The organism is Staphylococcus sp. FSL K6-0223 (assembly GCF_038008285.1).
The window spans coordinates 29,689-49,211 of record NZ_JBBOYX010000002.1 but is presented as its reverse complement, the minus strand read 5'-3'; the positions used below and the strand labels follow the sequence as shown (position 1 = coordinate 49,211).

Here is a 19,523-nt window from a genome sequence, read left to right as displayed (position 1 = left end):
ACTCCTTATATAAATAAGTTGCTATTCATAACTTCATTTAAGAATTTCAACCACATATTCATATCTTTATATCGTTTTTGTTCTTCATACCATTGAACCATACCAATGGATTGAATCACTGTATACCATTTCATACGTTTATTTAAATTGATACTCTCTTCTAGGCCATATGTATCAAACCATTTTGACCATTTAGATTGAGGAACATAGTTGTAAAGCAGCATACCTATATCTATAGCTGGGTCTGCAATCATTGCCCCTTCCCAATCAACGAGATACAATTCATCTCTATCAGACAATAACCAATTGTTATGGTTAACATCTCCATGTACTACAGTAAAAAAGCGAGAATCTAAATTTGGAATATGATCTTCTAAATAAGTTAAAGCTTTTCTAACAACATGGTGAGTTAGAACTTCTCTAGATAAAGAGGCATTAATTTTATTTAACATGATATCAGGAGTGATGGGTTCCATTTCCATACGTTTAAGCATGCTTAACAATGGTTTAGAACTGTGAATTTTATTGAGTAATTTCGCTACTCTGGTTTGATCCATTTCATCAGATTTTAATTCTCTACCGTTCTTCCAATGCTGTGCGGTAACGACTTCTCCTGTTTCAATTCTTTTCGTCCATACAAGTTTAGGTACAATTCCTTCTGCAGACAATGCAGCAATAAAAGGATTAGAATTACGTTTTAAAAATAATTTCTGTCCATCTTGTTCAGCCATATATGCTTCACCAGAAGCACCGCCAGCTGAATCAAGCGTCCACCCTAACTGATAAAACTGCTCCAACATGTTCACCTCACTTTCAATTAGAAAATGGCTCTAGAAATATATTTTCAAGAGCCATATATTCTAATTTATAGAAAAGCGCATATTTTAATTTTCTCTTACGCTCAATTGATATTTAGATAACAGTTTTTTAAGTTGGCTTTATAATATAAAATTCCCTAAATATTTTATTTAATCAGCCCGTTCATTATTTATCACTCATAGAAGATTTTATAATTTTTAAGGGTCAATTTCAACTAAAAATGAGAAACAAAATGACACATTTTACTAGTCGAAAGTACTTGTATTTTCTAAATCACTTTAATATAAATTATAACATAATTTTAGCACTAATTATTGAGAAATTAAGACAATTTTATTAAGATTTTTAAAGTTTAAATAATTTTAAAATTTAAGGTTTTAAATACTATGTGATTTAATGTACTTATTAAAGCCTTCTTGCAATTTACGAGTTACATCTCCTACTTTTCCATTGCCAATATCGTCACCATCCACTTTAATCACTGGCATGACTTCAGCGGAGGTACTAGAAATAATAACCTCATCAGCATTTTTTAAGAAATCAACTGTAAATGTCTCTTCTTTGAATGGTATACCGTAATCTTCAGCGATCCATTTTATTACACGGCGAGTAATACCATTTAAAATAAAGTTATTGATTGGATGCGTATAAATTGCACCATCTTTAATCGCATAAACGTTACTAGATGCACCTTCTGTAACAGTCTCACCTCGATGTTGAATCGCTTCTGTAGCATTATATTTAACAGCATATTCTTTTGCTAATACATTCCCTAAAAGATTTAAACTTTTTATATCACAACGTAACCAACGAATATCTTCAGTTGTCACACCATATACTCCGTTTTCTAATTGTTCATATGGTCTGTCATAACTCTTGGTAAATGCCATGATTACTGGTTTTGTTGGAGGCGTCGGGAAGGAATGTTCCCGAGGCGCTACACCTCTTGTTGCTTGAATATAAATTCCACCATTTTTCACATTATTTTCGTTTAATAATTGACGAACTAAATCAATTAACTCATCTACTGTATATCCTAAATCTAGGCCAATTTCATTTGCGCTTCTCAAAAATCGTTCAAAGTGTTCTTTAACTGTAAATAATTTTCCTTCGTAAGCACGAATATATTCATATATTCCATCGCCAAATACATAACCACGATCTTCGTAAGATACTTTAGCGTCTTTTTCGTTCAAAAATTCCCCGTTAATAAAAACTTTTGTCATCGTTTATCCCTCCACACATAAAGCATAAATTGCCTCTAAATAAATACTCGTTGCGTTAATCAATTGTTTTTTAGTCATATATTCATTTTTTTGATGCATTAAATCTTCAGTATCTTCAAACATAGCACCAAATGCGACGCCTTTGTCTAGGTTTCTAGCATAAGTCCCCCCACCAATCGTGTAAGGTTCAGTCATATCGCCAGTTTGGTTTCTATATGCTTTGACAAGTTTCTCCACGAATGGATCATCTTTATCTACATAATGTGGCTTTTGAACTTTACCAAGTTCAAGGCTAAATCCAATGTCTTTAATTTCATTAGTAAACCTTTCAACAGCCTCTTCAAATTCAAATCCCTGAGGATATCTTAAGTTCACACCGTATCTTCCAGCTTCTTTATTATCGTATTTAATAATTCCTATATTAGTAGTAACGTCTCCCATTACATCTGTATGGAATTTCATACCCATTTTTTCTCCAAAATGAGAATCAAAGAGATAACGATTATTGAATTCAACAAAATCTTTTGCACTTTTATCTAAATTTAAAGAAGACAAGAATTTAAGTAGATATAATCCAGCATTGACGCCTAGTGAAGGATCCATGCCATGAACCGCTTTACCTTCAACCGTTAAGATTAAAATACCACTATCAACGGTACTTTCTCCTTGAAGCTCATTTTGTTCAACGAAATATTCAAAGTTTTGAATCACATCTGTCATATTTTCTTTAACTAAAACACGGGCTTCAGCATGATCTGGTACCATGTTATATCTTTGACCAGATTCAAAGTTTAATAATTCATAATCTGGTTCATCTACATCTTCATTTATTTGATCTTGAATTAAATCAAATGTAGTGATTCCTTTTTCACCATGTATCGCTGGGAACTCAGCATCAGGTGCAAAACCTAATGTAGGCATTTCTTCAGTTTGGAAATATCTATCTGTACATTTCCAATCAGACTCTTCATCTGTACCTATAATCATATGAATACGTTTCTTCCAATCTACTTTCATATCATTCAATATTTTCACGGCGTAATATGCAGCAATTGTAGGTCCTTTGTCATCTAGTGTACCTCTGGCAATAATTGCATCGTCTGTTACTACAGGATCAAATGGGTCAGAATCCCATCCATCACCAGCCGGAACAACGTCTACATGACATAAGATACCTAAGACATCTTCTCCTTGGCCAGCTTCTATTCGTCCGGCTATATGATCTACATCATGTGTTGAAAACCCATCTCTCTCAGCTAATTCGTACATGTAATCTAAAGCTTGTCTTGGTCCGGGTCCGACAGGTGCATCTTCAGAGGCTTTAGAATCATCTCTTACACTTTCAATAGATAATAAGCCCTTAAGATCATCAATCATTTGATTTTCATATTCTAGAACCTTTTCTTTCCACATTTGAGATCGACTTCCTTTTTATATAAGTTAAACTCCATTTTACAATATGTTACTCAGAAACTACAGTAAGATGTCAGAAAATTACTTAATTTTTTGTAATGATGATTTTCAAGTTAAATTATATCAAGTTTCGGAGTACTAATATAATTCATATTTGCGTTTCAAATTAAATGCTTTATATATTTTTCGAGATAAAAAAGAAGCCTATAAGTGAACTTCTAGCGTTCATCTATAGGCTCTTTATTATTATGATTTAAATTGATAAATTTTATTTATTCTTTATCTTCTAAAGCATTTTTATTATTTTTTAAATCATCTTCAGAGACAACTCTTAGATTATTAGAAGTTGTTGCGCCACCTTCGTCGTCAAACTTTCCTTCTTCTAAATCATCTGCTTTTTTGTCATCTAAATCAGTAAATTTAGATTTTTCTTCTTCAAAGAATGCTTTAGGATCATTTTTAATACGATCAACATAATCTCTTGGATTATTTCTTACTTCTTGAATCGTTTCATTGGCTTTGTTTCCAATTTGGCTAGCAAAGTCTTTAGCGTTTGCTTTGTATGATTCAGGATTTTCTTTATATTTGTTATATTCATTTTTAAGTTTGTCACGACTGTCTTTGCGTGATAAAGCGACTGCTGCAACAGCGCCACCAATGCCTAATGCAATTCTAAATAAATTTGTACTTTTACCCATAATTGTACACCTTCTCCTTTGTCATTTTTTTAGATTTTCGAAATCTTGTTCATTTAAAAAACGATATTCACCAGAATTTAGAGTTTCATCTAATTCTAAATTGGCGATTTTAACACGTTTCAATTCTAATACCTCATTTTCGATACTATGAAACATTCGTTTTACTTGATGATATTTTCCTTCATAAATCGTAACATATGAAAGTCTATCATTTCCTTTAATAAGTTCTGCCGGTTTGACCTTACCATCAGAAAGTTCTACGCCTAATTTAAAAGCTTCTATATCTGACTGCTTAATAGGATATTTAGATATAACTTCATAAGTTTTAGATACATGTTTTTTGGGGCTCATTAATTCATGATTAAATTGTCCATCATTAGTTAATAAAAGTAATCCTTCTGTATCTTTATCTAACCTTCCTACAGGAAAAATCCCTAAATGTGAAAATTCAGGGATTAAATCTAAAACAGTTTGATGAGCGTTATCTTCTGTAGCTGAAATATAATCTTTAGGTTTATTTAACATCATATAGACGTTATCTACATATGAAATCTCTTCACCATCAACCACTACTTTGTCTGTTTCAGGGTCAATTTGAGATTTAGGTGTTTTAATTTTTTTCTCATTAACCTCTACAAGACCTTTTTTAAGTAATTGTTTTACTTCAGTACGAGTGCCTAAACCCATATTAGCTAGAAATTTATCTATTCTCATTTTAAAAACGTCACTTTTCGTCTAATTTTTTCAGGAACGTCACCTAAAAATTCGTCAGCCAGTCTATTCTTGATTGTAATGCCACCATAAATAAACGCACCAACAATAACACTTATAGCTATTATAATGAGGTAACCAAATCTAGTAGGATTTAGGAATAATTTAAGAATGAAGTATACAACCTCTACACCTATCATCATGATGAAGGAGTATAAGAATATTTTAGCAAATTGTATCCAACTATAGCTGAATTTGAATTTCGCATATTTTTTTAAAATATAGAAATTACAGCCAATCGCAAATAATAATGCAATTGCAGTGCTTAGTACCGCACCTGGAGTGTGTAAAAGCATAATAAGCGGATAGTTTAGTGCTAATTTAATGACTACTGAACCTAAAATAACAAAGACTGTTAATTTTTGCTTATCAATACCTTGCAACATAGAAGCAGTTACACTTAATAGTGAAATTAATATCGCTACGGGTGCATAATAGAATAGTAATCTACTTCCGTCAAAGTTAGGGTCGTGACCATGAACAATAGGATCATAACCATAGAATACAGTAAATAAAGGTTGCGCTAATGCCATAATACCTATACTAGCTGGTACTGTAATAAACATTAGGACACCAATAGACGTTCTAATTTGTCTATGCATTTCCTCTAGACGACCCTCTTCATAAGTTTTTGTAATAAATGGAATTAAACTCACCGCAAAACCAGCACTTAATGATGTTGGGATCATTACAATTTTATTTGTAGACATATTTAACATGTTAAAGAATGTATCTTGTAACTTTGGATTTACGCCAACTAAACTTAGAGCCCCGTTATGTGTAAATTGATCTACTAAATTAAATAATGGGAAATTTAAACTTACAATTACAAATGGAATACTGTAAGCAATAATCTCTTTATACATGTTTCCATAAGAAACATGCATATTAGCTGTATCAGACTCAACCATTTCTTTAATATTTCTTCTACGTTTAATCCAATAATACCAAAGCGTAATAATTCCAGCTATAGCTCCGATTGCTGCTGCGAACGTGGCAATTCCATTTGCTTGTAGAACTGTACCATTAAATACATTTAAAGCTAAGTAACTACCTACTAATATGAAAATAATTCGGGCAATTTGCTCTGTTACTTCTGAAACAGCTGTTGGGCCCATAGATTTGTATCCTTGGAATATACCTCTCCATGTAGCTAAAACTGGTATAAATATAACTACAATACTGATAATTCTTATAATCCATGTAATATCAGCAACTGACCAACCAGTTTTCGCATTATTCTTACGCGATAAAGTTAACTCTGCTATGTATGGAGCTAAAAAATATAAAATTAGAAAGCCAATTACACCCGTAATACTCATTACAATGAAACTTGACTTATAAAACTTTTGACTGACCTTATAAGCACCTAACGCATTGTACTTAGCTACATATTTAGAAGCTGCTAGTGGCACCCCTGCAGTTGCTACTGCAATTGCAATATTATAAGGAGCGTAAGCATAAGTAAAAGGAGCCATATTTTCTTGCCCGCCAATCAATGAAGTGAACGGGATAATAAACAGCACACCTAATACTTTAGTAATTAAAATACTTAATGTAATTAAAAAGGTTCCTCGAACCATTTCTTTACTCTCACTCATTACCTATCTTCCTATCTTAAAATTTTATTAAAGTTTTATATCGTGTTGTTTATATCAAAACTTATTACCTTGCATTACTTAAAAATATATCACAAAATAATAAATGTTTGTCTTTTATTTTCCACTTTTTAGACATTGTAAAAATTATGTTTTAAAAAAGCTATGTATCTGTAGAAAAAAGACACGATGTTAGTATTAATTTAAGGAGGTTCCAAGTTTCATATTATAATTATATTTTTACTCTTTGTCACCTCATACCTTAATTTTTATTAGATAATACTTAAATAGTCTTATACAATTGTAACAAGGAATATGTGGAGGTAACTCAATGTATCAAACTATTATAATTGGCGGAGGCCCCAGCGGTTCAATGGCTGCAGTCGCCGCAAGTGAAGTAAGTGATAATGTCTTATTAATTGAAAAGAAAAAGGGTTTAGGACGAAAATTGAAAATATCAGGTGGAGGTCGTTGTAATGTTACTAATCGCCTACCCTATGCAGAAATAATCAAAAACATACCTGGTAACGGTAAATTTCTTTATAGTCCTTTCTCAGTTTTTGATAATGAATCTATTATTGAATTTTTTGAAAGCCGAGGCGTGAAATTAAAAGAAGAAGATCACGGTCGGATGTTCCCTGTATCCAATAAAGCACAGGATGTTGTAAACACTTTGATTAAACAAATTAATGAAAACAAAGTTAATGTTATGGAGGAAACTCCAGTCACAGAAATTTCTCATGATAACGGTATTTTTTATGTTACAACTCAAAAAGGTGAATTCCAAAGTAAATCTTTAATCATTGCTACTGGTGGTACATCTGTTCCACAAACAGGGTCAACTGGAGACGGTTATCAATTCGCCGAATCTCTTGGCCACTCTATAACCGAACTCTTCCCTACAGAAGTTCCAATAACTTCTAGCGACGCTTTCATTAAATCAAAACGTCTTAAAGGATTAAGTTTGAAAGATGTAGAATTATCAGTTTTAAAGAAAAATGGTAAAAAAAGAATAAGCCATCAAATGGATATGATATTTACGCACTTTGGTGTAAGTGGTCCAGCTGCGCTTAGATGTAGCCAATTTGTTTATAAAGAACAAAAGAATCAAAAGAAACAGGATATTGCTATGCAATTGGACGTATTTCCAGATTTAAATCACGATCAACTCTCTCAAAAAATTAACTCCTTATTAAAGGCTGAACCAGATAAGTATATAAAAAATAGTTTGCATGGCTTAATTGAAGAACGTTACTTATTGTTTATGTTAGAACAATCCGATATTAGTGATGAAACTACATCTCATCATTTGTCTAATCAACAATTAAATCACTTTATCTCAAATTTAAAAGGATTTAGGTTTAACGTTAATGGAACACTCCCCATTGATAAAGCGTTTGTCACTGGTGGTGGTGTGTCTTTAAAAGAAATACAACCTAAAACAATGATGTCAAAGATCGTTCCAGGATTATTTCTGTGTGGAGAGGTATTAGATATACATGGTTATACTGGCGGATACAATATAACAAGTGCATTAGTGACAGGTCACGTTGCTGGATCTAATGCTGGAACTTTTAAAAATGAATCCTAATATATTTAAAACCTTCTAGGTAACGTTTTATGCTACCTAGAAGGTTTTTTGAGTAGTGAATTAAGATTTTTTATCTTTTTTATTTTTACGTGTAGATAACAATGCTAGCCCTGAAAGTAATGCTGCACCTGCTAAAGGTCCTGAATAATCTGTTTCACCTGTATAAGGCAATTCATTTATTGTATGTTGATTATTATTAGAGCCATTTACATTATCACATTTATTATTTTGTTCAGTTTGATGAGTAGATTCCATAGAGTTTAACTTATCTTCTTTAACTTTTATAGCTTCTAGTTTAGTAATTGTTTGTTTGACTACTTCATCAACAGTTTTATTATCATTAGCGTCTTCAATTTCTTTAAATGAATCATTCAAAATTTGAGAAATTAAATTTTTAGCTGCTAATTTAGCTTGATAACTAACCTTATCATTATCTTCAATATTTCGAATGATTTCATCCGCTTTGTTTTGAATGATACGTTTAGCATTAGCTTTTTTATGAGTTTGTAATTTTAATTTTTCAAATTCTACTTTAAAGTTATTCAAACTATTATCTACTTCTTCATTTGTTTCTGAGTCATTCACTTGCATATGAATACGATTGACTAAAGCTTTTAATTTGCTAATAAATTCTTGCTTCTCTTCAACTGTCGCATCACTATTTGCTTCAACAGCATGAATTTTGGCAGAAAGTTGTTGATGTAAGTATGATTTCGCATCAGATTTCTTATGTGCATTGATTTGAATTAAATCTAATTTAGCTAAACCGTCGTGAAGTGTTTTTGCTACATCAGCATTAGCCTCAGAATCTTGTATAGCAAGATTAATAGTATTAACTGTCTCAGCAAGTTTATTTAATACTTCTTGTTTTTCTTCAACAGTTGCATCGTCAAATTTCTCAAACTCATTTTTCTTCTTATTAGCTACATCTAGAATTTGCGCTTTTGCTTGAGGTTTAACTTCAGTTGTAACTTTCACCGCTTCAATTTTCGGTAAAGCAAGTGCTTTGGCTTTATCAACTTCTTCATTAGTATGAGCAGATAATATAGATTCATTTGCCTCATTTATCAATTCATCTAAAGTTTTTAAAGCTGCATTTTTCTCTTCAGTAGTAGCATCTTTATTAGAATTAATTGTAGTTTGAATTTCCTCAGCTTTCTGTTGTACTTCCAACTTAGCTTGAGGTTTCTTACTAATTAGAGAAAGTATAGATTCTATATCTTTAATACTTTGATTTTTAACTGCTTCGACTTCATCATTCGTTTTAGCATCATCAATTTTAGCAGCATATTCACTAGACGCTTCTACGAGTTTATCTATAGCTACCGCTTTCTCTTCGTCTGTAGCATCATTATTTTCACTAATAAACGCTTTTTGAGCGTCTAATTTAGCTAAAATTTGTTTTAAAGCTGCAGGTTTAATGCTATTAGTTGGTTCAATATTTAAAATTTTATTAATAATATCATTTTTAATATCTTCAACTTGTTGGTTTTTAGTCGCAGCATCTAATCGCACTTCACTCTGTTTAATTAAATCATCTACTAAAAGTATAGCTGCATCTTTTTCTTCTTTAGTCACTTCAGAGTTGTTGTTTATTTTAGTTTTTTGATTATTAGCTTGTTGTTGGATTTCATCTAAAGCAAATGGTTTTACTTGAACTTCCGGATTGATAACAGAAAGTAAAGAAATTGCATCTGTTTTAGCGACCATAACTTCACTATCTGCTTTAGCTTCACGGATTTTATTTTGGGCATCATTAACAATAGCATGAACTTTATCTAATGCATTCTGTTTTTCCTCATCCGTAGCATTAGGTGTATTGTTAATTGATAATTTAATTTCATCTGCTTTTGTATTTATAGCTTTTCTAGCAGTTGGTTTTTGAATTACATTAATAACAATATTGTTTAAATCATTTAAACCAAATACCTTTTCTTGAGCCACTTGTACATCTCTAGTATCCTTATCGATTGCACCTAAGACCGCACTTAATTGATTTTTCACATGGTTGATAGCATCATCACGTTCTTCTGTAGTAACATCAGGTGTATTTTCAAATGTTTTAATTAATTGATTAGCTAAATTGTTAAGTATAGTTCTAGCATTAGATTTACTTACAACTTCAGGGAAAATTGTTTTAATTTGCTCTGATATGTTGTTGTAAATGTCATCTACACCAGCATTATCACTTGCTAAACCGATTTCTTTTTTCGTAGCATGTAATAATTGTTCAACTTTATCTATAGCATTTTGTTTCTCATCTTCTGTTGCATCAGGAACTGCATTAATAATAGCTTCTTGAGCATCAACAATATCATAAAGTTTTAGAATTGCATTTCGCTTCTTATGATATTCTGGTTCAAATTGTTTAATCGTATTTAAAACATTATCTTTTGCTTCAGTTACTTGTGAATTTGTTTGGGCTTTATTAATTAATTCTATAGCTTTTTGAGCTTCTTCATTTACGAATTGTGATGCTTTATCTTTCTCTTCTTGTGTAGCACTGAAAGCTTGACTTATTCGGTCGATTTTTTCTTGTTTAGCATTATTAATTGCGTCAATTGCATTCTGTTTAACACCTATTACTGGTTCAAAAGTATTAATACTATTAGTACCGTTTTCTTTAGCTTGATCTACTTGAGCATTAGTTTGTGCTTGATTTATATTAGTTTTAGCTTCTTGAACAAATTGATCTAAATGATTTAACGCTTGCTGTAATTCGTCTGTAGTTGCATTAGGTAATTGATTAACCTCGTTTTGTTTTCTTTTAAGTGCTTTATCAAGCTCAACCCTAGCAGCTGGTTTTTTAACGATAATAGGTTGAATATCTTTAATAGATTCTATGCCCTTATTCTTTTCTACGTTTACTTGATCTGTATCTTGTGCTAAACCAATTGAATTATTTGTTCGATCAGTAACCTGTTGAAGCTGTTGGGAAGCCACTTCTTTCTCTTCTGTAGTTGCTTCAGTATTATTAACAATTTCATTTTGTTTTTCATTACTTTTAGCAACAACATCTGCTTTAGCTCTATCCTTAACATCAGTAGATGGTTGTATATTAGCTATAGCTTTTGAATCTTCAGATATTATATTTTGAACATCTTGATTTGTATCAGCGTGTTTTAATCTATAGTTAGATGAATTTAATTCTTGTTCAACTAATTCTTTTGCTTCTAATTTTTCTTCTGTTGTGGCATTGCGATTACTGTCAATTAAGGCGTTTTGTTCATCTGCTTTCGCTTTTAATGCTTTTCTGGCATTTGCTCTTACTTCAGTAGATGGTTGAATTAATGCAATTTTTTGTATACTTGAATTTTTAGCATTGTCAACTTCATCATTAGTTTGGGCATTTTTAATGTTAGCCTTACCTTCTTCATAAGCTTGATTAATTTTATTTAGTGCATCATTTCTCTCTTCTAAAGTCGCTTCTTTATTTTTGTCAACTTCACTATTTTGCGCATTAACTTTTGCACCAATTTCATCTATTGCTGAACGTTTCTTTCTCGCTTGAGGTGTAATAGCTTCTATTTTAGGTCTAGAATTATTTAAGATTCCGTCAACTTCACTATTATGACTTGCATTGTTAATTTGTGTAGTTGCAGTATTTAATTCATTATTAAGTCTCTCAATAGCTTCGTCTTTCTCATCCTTAGTAGCTTCAGTGTTGCTATTAATCACTTGTTTTTGATTCTCACCTAATTGTGAAAGTTGTTCTTTCACATTTTGTTTTTTAACAACTTCAGTTTGAACAGCTTTCATATCTTGAATTGCTTTTGCTTTAATTTGGTTAACTTCATCTGTTGTATTAGCTTTGCCTATGTTAGCATTTGCTTTTTCTTGGATACTATCTACTTTATTATTTGCTTCTTCCATTTCTTCAGCAGTTGCATTAGGTGTTTGATCAATTAAATCATTTTTATTTTTAGCTTCTGTTGAAAGAGCCTGAATCGCATTTGCTTTTACCGATGTATCAGGATTTATTCCTGTGATTACAATAGTTCCGCTATTTTTTGCATCTTGAACTAACTGCGTTGTCGTAGCATTAGTAATATTATTTAATGCCTCATTTTTAGCTATGTTGACTTTATTAATAGCTACTGCTTTTTCTTCAAATGTTGAATTATTATTATCATTTATTTTGTTTATTTGATTTTGAGTAGTTTGTTCAATGCCTTGTTTAGCTGCTTGTTTCACAGTTGTTTCTGGCACTATTTTTCCTATTTCTGCAACACCAGTATTTTCAGCTGCTTGAACTTCGTCATTTGTAGAAGCTTGATTAATATTTTGAAGTGCACTAGTTTTCGCAGTTTCTAATTTCGTTAAAGCTGCCTGTTTCTCTTCTGAAGTAGCTTCTTGATTATTATTAATAAGTTTTGTTTGTTCTGTTACTTTATTATTGATTACATCATTTGATGCAGGCTTTTTAACAATATTAGGCTGAATATTTTCAATACTTGCCAAGTATTGTGTTTTGGCATCATTAACATTTTGATTTGCTAAGGCTGAATCAATTGCATTATTTGCCTTCGTTTCTTCCTGTTTTAGTTGATTAAGTGCTTCATCTTTTTCCTCTGTTGTAGCCTGACGATTAATATTAATTTGTTCTCTTTTATTATTTATAGCATTTGCTACATCAGCTTTTGCAGTTGTTTTAGTTACTGTTGATACCTCAATTTGTTGGAGATTTTGTTTACCTGCTTCAAACTTTTCATCCACTACAGCATTAGTTTGAGCATTACTAATTTCTGCTTTAGCTTTAGTTAAAGCTGCTTCAATAGATTGCGTTGCCGTATTTTTTTCTTCAGTAGTAGCTTGAGAATTATTTCTTATGTCAGCTTTATTACTTTCTGCCTGAGCAATTAAACTATTGATAGCATCTTGTCTCTTATGAGGTTGGGCATTGATAGCACTTATTGCTGTGATTGCTTTAGATTTTACATTATCTACTTGAGCATTTGTATCCGCATTGTTAACATTTTGTATTTCTTCAGCTAATTTAGCATCTACTTGTGCTTGTGCTGCATTTTTTTCATCATCAGTCGCGTTGTTATTAGCTAAGATTAACTGTTTTTGTTCATTAGCTTTTTGTTTTAATTCATTAATAGCAGATTGTTTCTTGTTTACTTTTGCATGAATATCATTAATAGAGTTAATTCCATCACCTTTGGCACGTTTAACTTCCTCAGTAGAATGCGCTTGATTGATGCTTTGATTAGCCTGAGCTAATGAAGTATTAACTTCTGTGATAGCATCTTGTTTCTCTTCTTGAGTTGCATTAGGCGTGTTAGTAATTTGAGCGATCTGATCATTAGCTTTATTTTGTAATTCTTGTTTAGCGTTAGACTTAACAGTTGTAGCTGGGTGAATTTCTGCAATTTTTTGTATGCCCTTAGTTTTTTCATTATTAACATCAATAGTTGTATGGTCACTATTTATATTATTTTTAGCTTCAGTTTTAGCTTGTTCAACTAGCTCTCTTGCTTTAGCTTTCTCTTCGTCTGTTGCATCATTATTACCATTAATAATTGTATCCTGCTGTTGAGCTTTTTGATCAAGAGCTGTTTTAGCATCAGTTTTGGTAGTAGTAGCTGGGTGAATTAAACTCATCTCATCCATACCTGTGTTTTTAGCATTATCTACTTGAGCATTTGTTTGTGCTTGATTAATACTACTAATTGTTTTTATTTTGCTTGCTTCTAGAAGATTTTTTGCGACCTCTTTTTCTTCATCTGTTGCATCGTTGTTATTCGTAATTAAATCATTTTGTGATTTAACTTTCTCTTGAACAGCATGAATAGCCTCTGCTTTTTTAGTTGGATGAGCATGAATAGTTTCTAATTCATGTATTCCATTTTCTTTATTTTGATCTACTTGTGCATCCTTAGTTGCTTGACTAATTAGATTTTTACTTTCATCTTTTTTTTCAATTAAACGTTGTATAGCTTCATTTTTCTCATCTGTTGTTGCATCAGGTGTAGAATTGATAGCTTGTTTAAGTTGCTCAAACTTAGCATCAATTTCCCTATTTGCGGTTGGTTTCTTTGTTACATTAGGGATAATAGTGTTTATTGTATCAATAGTAGTAGTTTTTGCATCAATTACTTGTTGATTTGTTTGAGCTTGATCAATATTTTGATTACCTGTATTTTCTTCTGTTTTTACTCTATTTTTAGCTTCTTGCTTTTCTTCATCAGTTGCATTAGCCGTATTATCAATTACTCTATTTTGTTCAGTTACTTTGGTTTCTATATCTTGTTTAGCGGTAGGTTTTTGTTGTGCATTAGGTTCAATATTATTTATTGCACTTATGCCATTTGTCTTAGCCTGAGCAACGCCTTCGTTATCCGTTGCAGTTTGAATATTATTTTTTGCTTCATTAGCTTTTTGGTTTGCTAATTGAACAGCTGTATCTTTTTCTTCTGTTGTAGCAGTTTGATGCTGGTTAATATTTTCTATTTGTTCACTTAATTTACGATCAATATCACTCTTAGCATTTGTCTTAGTAGATGTTGACGATTGAATTAAATTAATATTATTAATACCCTCATTTTTAGCACTAGTTACGGCTTGATTCATTGTTGCACTATTAATATTGTCTAGTGCTTCTTGTTTAGCATTATTTATTCTGCCTATCGCTTCTACTTTCTCTTCCTCTGTTGAGTTATTGTTATTATTGATAACATCAGTTTGTTCATTAGCTTTTTGTTTAACTGCATCTCTAGCGGTTTCTTTCTCTATTGCTTGAGCTGTGATTTGCTCTATTGCAGTCATTGCATTTGCCTTAACACTATTAACTCCTTGAGATGTATGTTCTGTATTAATTTGTTGTTGAACTTTGGCTAGTTCACTATTAACTTTTGCAATAGCAGTTGCTTTTTCTTCATCAGTTGCATCTGGTGTCGCTTTGATTAAACCAATTTGCTCGTTTACTTTATTTTGAACAGCCTTTCTAGCTTCTGACTTAATTGTAGTAGTTGGGCTAATTTCATTAATTTTATTAAGACCGTTATCTTTTGCTTCTTTAACTTGTTCATTTGAATTTGCTATTTGAATGTTACTATTAGCTTCAGCTTTTGCTTCTTCTACTTTTGAATTAGCTTCTGCTTTTTCTTCGTCAGTAGCATCAGGTGAAGTTTGGTTTTTAGCTATGATAGACTCTGCTTTTTTAGCAATTTCATTTTTAGCATTAGTTTTTACAGTCGTAGCAGGAGTAATTGAATTTATCGTTTGAGTTCCAGTAGTCACTGCGCTATCTACTTGAGCGTCTGTATCTGCGTTGTCAATATTATTATTGATGTTAGTAATTGCTGCATTTACTAAATTCTTTGCATCATCTTTTTCTTCAGTAGTAGCGTTATTATTTAAGTCAATTTCATTTTTATGATTTTGAGCGACATGATTAATATTTTCTTTTGCTTGAGGTTTTTTATTAACTGTAGTGTTAATACCATCTAAAGTTTGAATTCCATTAGTTTGTGCTTGGTCAACATTATCATTTGATTGTGAATTACTTATTGTTTGTAATACAGCATCTTTAGCTTGCGTTAATCTTGTTAATGCTTCATTTTTCTCTTCTTGAGTAGCATTAGGGGTTTGATTGATTTGATCTTGTTTTGTTTTAAATTTCTCATTTATTTTTGCACGTGCTTGTTGTTTTTTATTAAAGACAGGATGAATATTTCCAATATTACTCAATCCAGCATTTTTAGCTTTTTCAACCTCTATATTAGTTTGAGCTTGTGAAATACCACTGTCAGCCTCAACTTTAGCTTGATTTACACTTTCTATAGCACTTTGTTTTTCTTCAGTAGTACCTTCATTATCATTCGTTATTTCTCTTTGTTTGTCATTCACTTTAGATGCGATTTCTTCTTTAGCTTGTGGTTTCTTTAGAACATCTACATTGATGTTATCGATTGTTTGTGTAGCATTTGTCTTAGCATTATCAACGTCATTATTTGATGTTGAACGATTAATTTGTTGTATACCATCATTAAGTGCCTGATCAACCTTGGTATTAGCAGCGTTTTTCTCTTCATCAGTTGCATCTGGTGTTTGGTTAAGTGTAGCTTTTCTTTCTTGTGCCTTTTGACTTAATTCCAAAATTACTTGATCTTTTTTAACCGCATTAGGTTGATCTAGATTGATAGTGTTTATACCATCTTGTTGTACATTTTTAACATCTGAATTTGAATGAGCATTAGTAACATTGTTCAAAGCTTCTTGCTTATGTGCAGATACATTATTAATTGCTGTCTCTTTTTCTTCATTAGTTGCTTTGTTATTAGCATTGATTTGTTGAATTTGAGAAGCTACTTTATTTTCAATTGCTTCTCGTGCCATTCGCTTAACTGTAGTGTTAGGATTGGCTGAATTAATAGCATTCTGACCACTTGTTTTTGCTTGGTCAACCTCATTGTTAGTAGGTGCAGAATTAATGTTTTGAGTAGCTTGAGCTAATTCTCTCTCCACTTTACTTTCAGCTTCCGTTTTTTCTTCGGTCGTAGCTTCATTATTTCTTTGAATGTTCTGTTTTTGTTGCTGCGCTACCGTGTTTAATTCATTAATAGCTTGCTTTCTTTTAACAGGGTTAACACTTAATTGATTAATTGTATTTATTGCAGCATCTTTAGCGTTAGTAACATCATTATTTGTATTAGCATTTTGAATATTTTGCAAAGCTTGTGTTTTTGCTTGATTTACATTGTTTAAAGCAATATTTCTCTCGTCTTGAGTAGCTTGAGTGTTTTGATTAATTTCAGTGATTTTATCTTGAGCTTTTTGATTGATTATTCTTCTAGCTTCGGCTTTTTGTTGAGGGTTTGGAATGTCCGAAGAAATGTTATTAATACCCTCATCTCTCGCTGCATTAACAGTACTCTCTGTTTCAGCCTCACAAATTTTTTGTAGTGATTCCGAAGAATGATTATCAACTTTTTGAATTGCGACATTTTTCTCTTCATGCGTTGCCTCATTATTTTGGTTAATTAACGCTTTTTGATCAGTAACTTTATTATTAATGGCTTCACGCGCTTTAGGTTTTATTACTGGTTGAGGAGTGTCTGCAGCCAAGGTAGTTAGTCCAGTATTTTTAACTTGCTCGACACCTTCATCAGTTGTTTGATCATCAATTTTACTGAGGATTTCATTCTTATCATTATCTATTCTCTCCGTTAGAGCTTCTTTTTCTTCAGTAGTTAATTCATTGTTAGCTTCCGCTTCATCACTCATATCTTGTGCTTTATTATTAATTTCTTGAGCTGCGTCCACCCTATTAATTAATGTATTCTGTAATTGATGTAACAAACTATCGATTTCAGCTTGGGAAACTCTCTCATTAATTGGTTTATTATTAGCTTCTTCATCAAGTATCGTTTGTGCTTGGGCTTTTAATTTTTTATAAGCGTTAAAAGAGGCTAAAGTATAATTTGAAGGTATAACTTCTTTATTCACTTGTTCTTCTAAATCGTCTTTATTCATTTTTACATCAATTGTAAATGGTGTTTGCTGCGCAGTTACAGTATTATCATTAGTATTTAAGTAATATTGAGCATAAGTTTTATATGTTATTGATTGATTAACTGTAACTTGTCTAGGCGTTGGAATATTAACAGGTCTTAATTTATATTTAATATTTAAAATTTTATTAGGTAAAAATTTAGCATCTTCTTGATTACTACTAGACTTATTCACACCATTACTTGTGAAAGTCAGTGTATTAGTTTGTTGATCGTAATTTACACTTAAAGGTTTTATTGTAGTATTTGGCATATTTCCATTAACGAACGTAGCTACAGTAGAATCATCAATATACTCAAAGTTTTCTGGTAATTTAACCGTATAAATTAATTTATTAGTATCTAACGCAGCAGCGAAATTACCATCATTCTCTATTCTAGTACTCACTTCAAATTGTTTATTATTCTTCACAGCATCATTATTTTCCTTAGGGAGCACCTTCAAATGAGATCCTGAAGCGATATCAATGGAATCTATAAGTGAGTAATATTTATATCCATCCTTTAATAGAGCCACTCGGCGAGTGTCAGTCATGATATCATTATTTGGTAAAAATTGAACTTTAACTCTATTAACATTATCTGGAATTTTAACTAATCTCCAAATCCCACCATCTTGAACATCTTGTTTCACAATTTGCTTATCATTATCTGCATTTTTAACTATTAAATATGTTCCACCTTTACCATTATTGGCAGGCATTGTATTAAATCCAAATATTAATTCTGAATTTGGATTAACAGTGAAATCTTTTTCAACTCCATTGAAACCTCCATGATCATTAACATCTGTCCCTCTTGATCTACCTAGAACCAATACATTACCACTTGCTTGATAGTTTCTAGGATCGCCACTATGAAATACATTGGTACGCTCAAGTTCACTATTAACTAACCCTACACTACCACCATTAATCATTTTGAATCCTTTTAATTCATTTAGGACTTTTACTTCAGGTTTATGTCTGTTATTACTAGTAGTAATGCCTAAATCATCAAACGTTAACGTTGTTTTTATACTGTTTGATCCTGTATTACTTAAATTAGGATCATTAATTGTCGTAGCCGTGTTTGCGTTGTTGCTATCTCCTGCTGGCAAATCTCTTCGGCTTCTTTTTTTAGGTAAATTACTTTCTTCTCTTACTACCTTTGTATCGTGTGTAATTGGATTTGACGTATTTTTAGCATCTTTAGATGACTTATCATTAGCCTTAGCTTCTACATAGTGTTGAGTTGTGTTATCAACATGTATAGCGTTCTCATCGATAGTAGAATTCGTATTAGTTGCTAAAGTATTAGTTTCATTTTCTAATTCATTTGATTCATTATTAGTTAGAGATTGTGTTTGATCTAGTGTATTGCCTGTAATTTGTGAGTTGTTCAAATTATCAGATTGTTCTAAATGAGTTGTACTTGGTTTATTATCACCTTGAATAACATCGTTGTTTAATTGTGCGCTTGATTCTTCAGTTGACACATTTTGTCCAGAGCCATTTTGCACTGTTCCTTCAGAACTTTCGGGTTGAGTTGAGTCTAGTTCTGATGCAGAGGCTTGTGATGGATGCGCTAAAAATGTAACAGTCGTAATGAGTGCCGAAAAAATTCCAATGTTAAATTTTCTAATACTAAATTTCTGTTTTCTAAATAGATTCATTAAGTTGTTCCTCCTAGATGTTGATTCTTTGATGTTAGTTTAATGTGAATAATTATTTTCATGATGTTTAGAACTTTTTAAAAATCTGACTGCTGGTTTATTGAACACAATCTTTTTAGTCTGTTTAATTTTATCATCTATAATATTTAAAATCTACTATTGTATAAAATTATTTTAACTCAATTGAAATTTATTAATAATATTTTGTTTCCTAACACATAACATATTGCAAAAA

General features: G+C 31.5%; 8 protein-coding genes. 1 reads left to right on the top strand and 7 read right to left on the bottom strand.

Annotated elements, in window-relative coordinates:
- Positions 1-5 precede the first annotated feature (5 nt).
- The 6 genes from MHI13_RS11305 to MHI13_RS11280 all read right to left on the bottom strand — a co-directional run bounded on the left by MHI13_RS11305 (position 6) and on the right by MHI13_RS11280 (position 6,528).
- Positions 6-797 carry a phosphotransferase family protein gene (locus MHI13_RS11305; RefSeq protein WP_002434704.1) on the bottom strand — a complete coding sequence of 264 codons (792 nt, stop codon included), beginning with the start codon at positions 795-797 and terminating at the stop codon, positions 6-8.
- Between the two features lie 399 nt (positions 798-1,196).
- Positions 1,197-2,045, bottom strand: coding sequence for a D-amino-acid transaminase (gene dat, locus MHI13_RS11300; protein ID WP_002434747.1), 849 nt, complete (start codon positions 2,043-2,045; stop codon positions 1,197-1,199).
- Positions 2,046-2,048: 3 nt separating this feature from the next.
- Complete coding sequence (gene pepV / locus MHI13_RS11295) at positions 2,049-3,458, bottom strand: dipeptidase PepV (protein WP_064210634.1); 1,410 nt, start codon at positions 3,456-3,458, stop codon at positions 2,049-2,051.
- A gap of 272 nt (positions 3,459-3,730) precedes the next feature.
- Positions 3,731-4,156, bottom strand: a complete 426-nt coding sequence (locus tag MHI13_RS11290) for a YtxH domain-containing protein (protein ID WP_002434662.1) — start codon at positions 4,154-4,156, stop codon at positions 3,731-3,733.
- Positions 4,157-4,177: 21 nt separating this feature from the next.
- Positions 4,178-4,870: a pseudouridine synthase gene (locus MHI13_RS11285; protein ID WP_002434686.1), complete on the bottom strand. Its 693-nt coding sequence runs from the start codon at positions 4,868-4,870 to the stop codon at positions 4,178-4,180.
- Complete coding sequence (locus MHI13_RS11280) at positions 4,867-6,528, bottom strand: putative polysaccharide biosynthesis protein (protein WP_064210633.1); 1,662 nt, start codon at positions 6,526-6,528, stop codon at positions 4,867-4,869. Before MHI13_RS11280 ends, MHI13_RS11285 begins: the two co-directional genes overlap by 4 nt.
- A gap of 328 nt (positions 6,529-6,856) precedes the next feature.
- Between MHI13_RS11280 and MHI13_RS11275 the strand changes: the two genes are divergently transcribed.
- Positions 6,857-8,116 (top strand): BaiN/RdsA family NAD(P)/FAD-dependent oxidoreductase, encoded by a 1,260-nt coding sequence (locus MHI13_RS11275; protein ID WP_002434772.1) that lies wholly within the window; start codon positions 6,857-6,859, stop codon positions 8,114-8,116.
- Positions 8,117-8,176: 60 nt separating this feature from the next.
- Here MHI13_RS11275 and MHI13_RS11270 read toward each other — a convergent pair whose 3' ends face one another.
- A complete protein-coding gene (locus MHI13_RS11270) occupies positions 8,177-19,288 on the bottom strand; it encodes a SasC/FmtB family protein (RefSeq protein ID WP_064210632.1) in 11,112 nt (3,703 codons plus the stop codon).
- Positions 19,289-19,523: the final 235 nt, after the last annotated feature.

Coding starts and splice junctions, on each gene's coding strand:
- dat (WP_002434747.1), bottom strand. CDS start 2,045: ATGACAAAAGTTTTTATTAACGGGGAATTTTTGAACGAAAAAGACGCT.
- pepV (WP_064210634.1), bottom strand. CDS start 3,458: ATGTGGAAAGAAAAGGTTCTAGAATATGAAAATCAAATGATTGATGAT.
- MHI13_RS11290 (WP_002434662.1), bottom strand. CDS start 4,156: ATGGGTAAAAGTACAAATTTATTTAGAATTGCATTAGGCATTGGTGGC.
- MHI13_RS11285 (WP_002434686.1), bottom strand. CDS start 4,870: ATGAGAATAGATAAATTTCTAGCTAATATGGGTTTAGGCACTCGTACT.
- MHI13_RS11280 (WP_064210633.1), bottom strand. CDS start 6,528: ATGAGTGAGAGTAAAGAAATGGTTCGAGGAACCTTTTTAATTACATTA.
- MHI13_RS11275 (WP_002434772.1), top strand. CDS start 6,857: ATGTATCAAACTATTATAATTGGCGGAGGCCCCAGCGGTTCAATGGCT.
- MHI13_RS11270 (WP_064210632.1), bottom strand. CDS start 19,288: ATGAATCTATTTAGAAAACAGAAATTTAGTATTAGAAAATTTAACATT.